We start from the raw sequence: 7,717 nt of genomic DNA on the forward strand, positions 1-7,717 counted from the left end.
GCTCATCCGGGCCCGGGGGGGCGCGCCGCGCCCCCCCCGCAACCCCCCCCCCCGCCGCGGGGGGGGCACCCCCGCCCCCCCCCCCCCCCGGCAGCGTCTTGCCGCGCTCGGCCCAGTTCCGGATCAGGGCGCGGTAGATGGGCGGGTCCTGCAGCTGCGGCTGGGGTGGCTGTGGCGGCTGGGGGGAATGAGTGCGCTGGGGCGGCTGAGGGTGCTGCGGTGACGGGGGGCGCTGGGGGTATTGGGGAACCGATTCTGCGGGGGGTTCGGGGGCCGTCAGCAGGGGGCGCCTGCGGCGGCCGGTCGGCGGGAGCGCGGCGGGCATCGGTGTGGGGGTGGTCATGCCGGGCCAACGCGCACCGAGCCGGACAGGTCACCGCCGGTCGGAATCGAGCCTCAGTTCGCGACAGGCCCGTGCGGTGATGTGCGGGCTCCCAGTGGGAACGCGGGCGGCGCCGGCCCGGTGAACGCGGGCTGACACGTGTCTGGCTCCGTCGCGTTGTCTGACGTACCGTCAACTCCGCGCCGGGGGCCGTCGGCCTGCCCCGCGCACTCGCAACTGCCGTGCGCCCAGGGAGGTTTGCCGTGGCAGAGGACCGTCCCGTTCCGCTCGACGAGTACCCGATCCACCAGGTCCCGCTCTCGATGAAGCACGTCGCGACCGGCGACCGCAACGCCTATGACCGCTGTATCTTCCACCTCTTCGACCACGAGGGCCGCGCGCTCCTCATCCTCGGGCTCGGCGTCTACCCGAACGTCGGGGTGATCGACGCCTACGCCACCCTGCGCACCGGGGATACGCTGCACGCCGTACGCGCATCGGACGCGCTCGGCGACGACCGGATGAACCTCTCCGTCGGCCCGCTGAGCATCACCGTCGACGAGCCGCTGCGGCGCCTGCGCCTGAGGTGCGCCGCCGATCCCGGCGACCCCGACTCCCTTTCGTACGACATCACTTGGTCCGCGAGCTTCCCCGCCCTGTGGGAGCCCCACCACATCCAGCGGCGCGGCGACCGGCTCTCCCTCGAAGGGCGCCGCTTCGTGCAGGCGGGCGGCTGCTCCGGGCAGATCCGCATCGGGGGCGAGGAGATCGCCGTGACGGCGGGGGAGTGGACCGCGACCCGCGACCGGAGCTGGGGCGTGCGGCCGATACCCGGCGAGGAACGCGGGCGCCTGGAAGAGGAGTTCGGCACCGAGGGCTTCCACTGGATCTGGAGCCCGGTGCGCTTCGACGACCGCTTCCTCATGGTCATCACCCAGGAGGACGCCGACGGCCACCGCACCCTCAACGAGGCGACACTCGTCCGCGAAGGCCACCGCGACCGCCAACTCGGCTGGCCCCAGGCCGACATCACCTACCGCCCCGGCACCCGCCACCCCGAGCGCGCCGTCATCCACCTGACCGACCCCGGCGACCGCAAGCCCCTGGAGCTCGGCGTCGAGGTCCTCGCCTCCCTGCCGCTCGCCGTGGGCGCCGGCTACCCGCCGGCCGACGACTGGCAGCACGGCACCTGGCAGGGGCGCGGCTGGAGCGACCGGCGCGCCTACGACCTGTCGGACCCCGCCGCGCACCCCATGGCCGCGTACGGAGTCATCGACCATGCCGCCCGTTTCACCCTCAACGGGCAGACGGGGTACGGCATTTTCGAGCACGGCAGCTTCGGCCGCCACGACCCGAGCGGCTTCACCGGCTTCGACTCCGTCGCCCCCTGAGATCCGCAGCCAAGGAGAGGAGCTCCGCGATGGCCACAGCACCCCGCCCCCGCACCACCACCCGCGACCCCGAGGAGCTGGCCCGCCGCCTCACCGCCTGGCTCGCCGCGCGGCTGCCCGGCGCCAAGGCCACCGGCGTGCGGGTCCCCGAGTCCAACGGCATGTCGAGCGAGACCCTGCTCTTCGACATCGAGCACCCCGAACCACCGCTGCGGGCCTGCGCGTTGCGCGTGGCGGCGGACCCGGCCGCGTACACGATCTTCCCGGTCTACGACCTGCCGCGCCAGCACCGCACGATGCGCCTGGTCGCCGAGCGCACCGATCTGCCGGTGCCGCGCGTGCTCTGGCTGGAGGAGGACCCGGAGCCGCTTGGCGCACCCTTCCTTGTCATGGAGCGGGTCGAGGGCCGCGTGCCGCCGGACGTCATGCCCTATACGTACGAGGGGAATTGGCTGCACGCGGCGAGCGACGCCGAACGAGCTCACCTGGAGGAGGCGTCGATCGGCCTGGTCGCCCGCCTGCACGACCAAGTGCCGGTCGAGGAGGCCCAGTTCCTCGCCCTGCCGGGCGAGGGCAGCCCACTGCGCCGGCACGTCGCCGCCCAACGCGCCTACTACGCCTGGGTGGTCGACGGCCTGCCGCGCTCACCGCTCATCGAGAGCGCCTTCGACCGGCTCGATGAAACGTGGCCCGACGAAGAGGGCGACGCCGTCCTCAACTGGGGTGACGCGCGCATCGGCAACGTCATCTACGACGGCTTCGAACCCGCGGCCGTCCTCGACTGGGAGATGGCGGCGCTCGCGCCCCGCGAGGTCGACCTCGGCTGGCTGGTCTATCTGCACCGCTTCTTCCAGGACCTGACGGTGAGCTTCGGGCAGGACGGCCTGCCCGACTTCCTGCGCCGGGACCGCATCGAGGAGCGCTACGCCCAACTGACCGGCCACACACCGCGGTCCATGGACTTCCACACGCTGTACGCGGCGCTGCGGCACGCCATCGTCATGCTCCGCGTCGCCTACCGCCAGGTGCACTTCGGCGAGGCCGCGGTCCCCGAGGATCCGGACAAGCTGATCCTGCACCACGCCAGCCTGGCGGCCATGGTGCAGGGCAGCTACTGGTGAACCCTCAGGCGGCCGAGCGCCGGACCTGCCGGGGCACGCTCAGCGGGCGCGAGCCCTGGCCGCCGACGTGCGAGAAGGGCTGGGTCCGCCAGTCGAGTCCCTGAGGGAGCGTCAACAGCAGGGCGGTGTCCTGCTCCTGAGCCTCCATCGACTCGTCGGCGGGCGCCGCGTCGGCCGCCGCGCGGCCCGTGCCTGCGCAGACCGTGAGCCCGAACGGGTTCCACGGAGTGGGGCACAGCGCGTGCTCGGGCAGCACGTCCTCGTCGGCCAGGAGCGCGATCGGCTGCGCGCAGTCCGGGCACGTCACGCGGTACATCTCGAAGGTGTCGTACGCGTCGAAGTCGGCGCCGTGCTGGGCCGGTTCGGAACCCGGTTCGACGCCCTCCGATGCGAGGGCGGACGCGGATTCATCGGAGCGCTGCTGCTTGCTGCGGGCAGAGCGACCGGGGCGCTTCAAGTTCTGCATGGGATTCTCCCCCTTGGGTGGGCCGAGAAGGCGCTGCGGCCTCGACCACAGCAAGCACTTCCCGTCCCGTCGTAGAGGTAATCGTGGCATCCCTTTGGACACAGTCACAGGCATGTGGCGTTCGTCACATGCCGGAAGAAGATGTCCGACGTCGGCTCTCAGGTATCCGGAGGGATCAAGAGCCCTGTAGGTTCGGCGCATGGAGGAGCTGGACCGACAGATCGTGCAGCTGCTCGTCAAGGACGGGCGGATGAGCTACACCGACCTGGGCAAGGCCACGGGCCTGTCCACATCGGCCGTGCACCAGCGGGTACGCCGCCTGGAGCAGCGCGGTGTCATCCGTGGCTACGCCGCGGTCGTGGACCCCGAAGCCGTCGGGCTGCCGCTCACGGCCTTCATCTCGGTGAAGCCCTTCGACCCCAGCGCGCCCGACGACATCGCCGAACGCCTCGCCGGCGTCCCGGAGATCGAGGCGTGCCACAGCGTGGCGGGCGACGAGAACTACATCCTCAAGGTGCGCGTGGCGACGCCCCTGGAGCTGGAACACCTGCTGAGCCGGCTGCGCGCCCTGGCCGGCGTCTCGACGCGGACGACGGTCGTGCTCTCCACCCCCTACGAGGCACGGCCCCCGCAGGTCTGAGACGGCCGCGGGCGCCCCCTGTGCAGGGCGCGCACCGGCAGGGGCCAGACTGGTCCCATGATGGAGAGCACCGCCCCCCAGAACCCCCCTCAGGGTCACCGCACCGTGCTGCTGCGCGGCGGAGACGTCCACAGCCCCGCCGACCCGTTCGCCACGGCGATGGTCGTCGAACGCGGGCACGTCGCCTGGGTGGGATCCGAAGGGGCAGCCGACGCGTTCGCCGACGGCGTGGACGAGATCGTCGACCTGGAGGGAGCCCTCGTCACCCCGGCGTTCACCGATGCGCATGTGCACACGACCGCCACCGGCCTCGCCCTGACGGGACTCGACCTGACGGGTGCGCGCTCCCTCGACGAGGCGCTCGCCCTCGTCCGCGAACACACCGCCGTGCGCCCGCACGACCGTGTCCTGCTCGGCCACGGCTGGGACGCCGCCCGCTGGCCCGGCGGCCGCCCGCCCACCCGCGCGGAGCTCGACGAGGCAACCGGCGGCCGCCCCCTCTACCTCTCCCGCATCGACGTCCACTCGGCGGTCGTCAGCACCGCGCTGCTCGACCTCGTCCCCGGCGTCACCGGGCGAACCGGCTTCCAGGCGGACGCCCCGCTGACCGCCGACGCCCACCACGCGGTGCGCGCCGCAGCCCTCGGCGCGCTCACCCCGCAGCAGCGCACCGATGCCCAGCGCGCGGCTCTGCGGCGCGCCGCCTCGCTCGGCATCGGCTCCGTGCACGAGTGCGCGGGACCCGACATCTCCGGCGAGGACGACCTGACCGGACTGCTCCGCCTGGCCGCGGGCGAGGCCGGGCCGCGCGTCGTCGGCTACTGGGCCGAGCAGGGCGCGGAAGGCATCGCCCGTGCAAAGGAACTGGGTGCGGTCGGTGCCGCGGGCGACCTCTTCGTCGACGGCGCCCTCGGCTCGCACACCGCCTGTCTGCACGAGCCGTACGCCGACGCCGGCCACACCGGCACCGCCTACCTGGACGCCGCCGCCGTCGCCGCGCACGTCATCGCCTGCACCGAGGCCGGTGTCCAGGCCGGGTTCCACGCCATCGGCGACGCCGCGATGACCGCCGTCGTCGAGGGCATCCGCGCCGCATCCGAGAAGGTCGGCCTGCCCCGCGTCCGCGCCGCCAGGCACCGCGTCGAACACGCCGAGATGCTCACCCCGGAGACGATCGCCGCCTTCGCCGAGCTGGGCCTCACCGCGTCCGTGCAGCCCGCCTTCGACGCCCTGTGGGGCGGTGACGACGGCATGTACGTCCAGCGCCTCGGCGCCGAGCGGGCCCGCACCCTCAATCCGTACGCCGCCCTGCTGCGCACCGGCGTCCCGCTCGCCTTCGGCTCCGACAGCCCCGTCACCCCGCTCGACCCCTGGGGCACCGTCCGCGCCGCCGCCTTCCACCGGACCCTCGAACACCGCGTCTCCGTACGTGCCGCGTTCACCGCCCACACCCGGGGCGGCTGGCGGGCCATCGGCCGGGACGACGCGGGCGTCCTGGTGCCGGGCGCGCCCGCGGACTACGCCGTGTGGCGCACCGACGACCTGGTCGTCCAGGCACCCGACGACCGCGTCGCCCGCTGGTCCACCGACCCGCGCTCCGGAACGCCGGGACTGCCCGATCTGACGCCGGGGGCCGAGCTGCCCGTCTGCCTGCGCACGGTCGTGTTCGGGCAGCCGGTCTTCGTGCGGCCGGACGAGTGATGTCCCCGCGGTGTGTACGGCCGATCGCGGCCCTTCGCCGTCTCCCGCGACCTGCGCATCCGCCGCACTGACCTGGCTGTCTCTCCAAACGGCCCAGGTCAAACGGCTATTGACAGAACGCCGCCGTCGGCCGGTAGGTTCGGCCGGGTCCACCACAGGACGTCCGACCGGGGAACCTCCACGCAGCCGTCGAACGCCGCTGGGCCATGGGAGGTGTGCCGCACCGGCGCACCACCACTGGGAGCCAGGTCCAGCGCCCGCGCCACGGACGCGAGGGAACGTTCCACCGAGTCGGCAGGTGCGACCCGGGTGGGGCCCGGACGCTCAGTAGACAACGGCTCTCGGTCGACCCGCAGCCAGCGGGCCCCAGGTCGGCCCGAAGGGTGCCGGGCCCCGATCCGCAGTACTCCGTTCATCTGCCCGTGCCGCCGTGGCCACTCCGGACGCGGCCACTATGGTGGTCCTCTGCGTACGAACGAAGGGGCAGTAGTGAACGACGGCGGTGGGGTCTCCGAAACCGGTGACCAGGGGAGGCAGTTCGGCCCGCTCGGCATGGCCTTGGTGATCATTCCGACCTACAACGAGGCGGAGAACATCCAGTCCATCGTCGGCCGTGTCCGGGCCGCCGTGCCCGATGTGCACATCCTCGTCGCCGACGACAACAGCCCCGACGGCACCGGCAAGATTGCCGATGAGCTCGCGGCCGACGACGACCAGGTCCACGTACTGCACCGCAAGGGCAAGGAAGGCCTCGGCGCCGCCTACCTCGCGGGCTTCCGGTGGGGCCTGGACCATGACTACGGCGTGATCGTCGAGATGGACGCCGACGGCTCGCACCAGCCCGAGGAACTGCCCCGGCTGCTCACCGCCCTCAAGGGCGCCGACCTCGTCCTCGGCTCGCGCTGGGTGCCGGGCGGCCGGATCGTCAACTGGCCCAAGTACCGCGAGTTCATCTCCCGCGGCGGCAGCACCTACTCCCGGCTGATGCTCGACGTGCCGCTGCGCGACATCACCGGCGGCTACCGCGCGTTCCGCCGCGAGACCCTCGAAGGCATCGGCCTCGACGAGGTCGCGTCGCAGGGCTACTGCTTCCAGGTCGACCTGGCCCGCCGGGCCATCAAGGCCGGGTACCACGTCGTCGAGGTGCCGATCACGTTCATCGAGCGCGAACACGGCGACAGCAAGATGAGCCAGGACATCGTCGCCGAGGCGCTCTGGCGCGTCACGGCGTGGGGCGTGGGCGAGCGCGTCGGCCGCGTCACGGGCCGCAAGCCCCGCTGAGGCCCGCACCGGCCCCCACAGGGGGCCGCGGGCCCCTGAGCGGCGCTTATTGATCATCCCCTTATGCCGGACTGAACCGGGCCCAGGCACACTGGAGCCATGACGACTGGCGTACCGCCCACCCGACCCGCCCGGCCCCGGCGCTCCCGCGTCCTGAGGTTCCTGCCGCTCGGCATCGCCGCGTGGCTGGTCCTGGAGATCTGGCTGCTGACCGTCGTGGCGGGCGCCGCCGGCGGGCTCACGGTCTTCCTGCTGCTCGTGGCCGGTGTGGTGCTCGGCGGCGTGGTCATCAAGCGCGCCGGACGCCGGGCCTTCCGGGAGCTCAGCGAGACCCTGCAACAGCAGCAGAGCGGCCTGACGCCCCCCACCGCCGAGCGGGGCGGCGGCAACGCCCTCACGATGCTGGGCGGGCTGCTGCTCATCCTGCCGGGGCTGATCTCCGACGCCCTGGGACTGGTTCTCCTGGTGCCGCCCGTCCAGAAGGCCCTTGGCCGTTTCGCGGAGCGGACCATCGAGCGCAAGGTCCGCGAGGCCACCCCCGGCGGCCTCGGCGACGCCTTCCAGCAGGCGCGCATGCACCGCCCGGACGGCAAGGTCGTCCAGGGCGAGGTCATCAGGGACGACGAGCCGCCGGCCCGGGGGCCGCGCCCGGACGACCCGCAGCTCCCGCACTGAGCCCGCGGGCGGGCATACGCACGAAGCACGCACGAAGGCCGGGGGCCCGCGCCGCCGGGCCCCCGCCCGCGGATGTGGGGGGGGGGGGGGCTTTACACATAAACCAGCCCCCCGGACCCC

The 7,717-nt window shown here is 73.1% G+C and carries 7 protein-coding genes; 6 read left to right on the top strand and 1 reads right to left on the bottom strand.

The window, feature by feature from the left end; translation table 11 throughout:
- Positions 1 to 585: 585 nt before the first annotated feature.
- A complete protein-coding gene (locus ACFWY6_RS28960) occupies positions 586 to 1,713 on the top strand; it encodes a hypothetical protein (protein WP_384696299.1) in 1,128 nt (375 codons plus the stop codon).
- Between the two features lie 29 nt (positions 1,714 to 1,742).
- Complete coding sequence (locus tag ACFWY6_RS28965) at positions 1,743 to 2,834, top strand: phosphotransferase family protein (RefSeq protein WP_384696302.1); 1,092 nt, start codon at positions 1,743 to 1,745, stop codon at positions 2,832 to 2,834.
- Positions 2,835 to 2,838: 4 nt separating this feature from the next.
- Here ACFWY6_RS28965 and ACFWY6_RS28970 read toward each other — a convergent pair whose 3' ends face one another.
- Positions 2,839 to 3,300, bottom strand: coding sequence for a hypothetical protein (locus ACFWY6_RS28970; protein ID WP_384696305.1), 462 nt, complete (start codon positions 3,298 to 3,300; stop codon positions 2,839 to 2,841).
- A gap of 199 nt (positions 3,301 to 3,499) precedes the next feature.
- On the opposite strand from ACFWY6_RS28970, the gene ACFWY6_RS28975 reads away from it, so the two are divergent.
- The 4 genes from ACFWY6_RS28975 (at position 3,500) to fxsA (ending at position 7,597) form a co-directional block, all read left to right on the top strand.
- Complete coding sequence (locus ACFWY6_RS28975) at positions 3,500 to 3,940, top strand: Lrp/AsnC family transcriptional regulator (protein WP_030789227.1); 441 nt, start codon at positions 3,500 to 3,502, stop codon at positions 3,938 to 3,940.
- 57 nt (positions 3,941 to 3,997) lie between these two features.
- Entirely contained in the window at positions 3,998 to 5,641 is a 1,644-nt protein-coding gene (locus ACFWY6_RS28980; protein WP_384696308.1) for an amidohydrolase, read from the top strand.
- Between the two features lie 489 nt (positions 5,642 to 6,130).
- Entirely contained in the window at positions 6,131 to 6,922 is a 792-nt protein-coding gene (locus tag ACFWY6_RS28985) for a polyprenol monophosphomannose synthase (protein ID WP_361817464.1), read from the top strand.
- Between the two features lie 99 nt (positions 6,923 to 7,021).
- Positions 7,022 to 7,597 carry an FxsA family membrane protein gene (gene fxsA / locus ACFWY6_RS28990; RefSeq protein WP_384696311.1) on the top strand — a complete coding sequence of 192 codons (576 nt, stop codon included), beginning with the start codon at positions 7,022 to 7,024 and terminating at the stop codon, positions 7,595 to 7,597.
- The last annotated feature ends 120 nt before the right edge of the window (positions 7,598 to 7,717 follow it).

Origin of the sequence: Streptomyces sp. NPDC059037 (assembly GCF_042740015.1) — a bacterium.
In the GTDB taxonomy this organism is placed as follows: Bacteria; Actinomycetota; Actinomycetes; order Streptomycetales; family Streptomycetaceae; genus Streptomyces.

Excerpts from the sequence above, each read along its gene's own strand:
- ACFWY6_RS28965 (WP_384696302.1), top strand. The coding sequence starts at position 1,743 with ATGGCCACAGCACCCCGCCCCCGCACCACCACCCGCGACCCCGAGGAG.
- ACFWY6_RS28970 (WP_384696305.1), bottom strand. The coding sequence starts at position 3,300 with ATGCAGAACTTGAAGCGCCCCGGTCGCTCTGCCCGCAGCAAGCAGCAG.
- ACFWY6_RS28975 (WP_030789227.1), top strand. The coding sequence starts at position 3,500 with ATGGAGGAGCTGGACCGACAGATCGTGCAGCTGCTCGTCAAGGACGGG.
- ACFWY6_RS28980 (WP_384696308.1), top strand. The coding sequence starts at position 3,998 with ATGATGGAGAGCACCGCCCCCCAGAACCCCCCTCAGGGTCACCGCACC.
- fxsA (WP_384696311.1), top strand. The coding sequence starts at position 7,022 with ATGACGACTGGCGTACCGCCCACCCGACCCGCCCGGCCCCGGCGCTCC.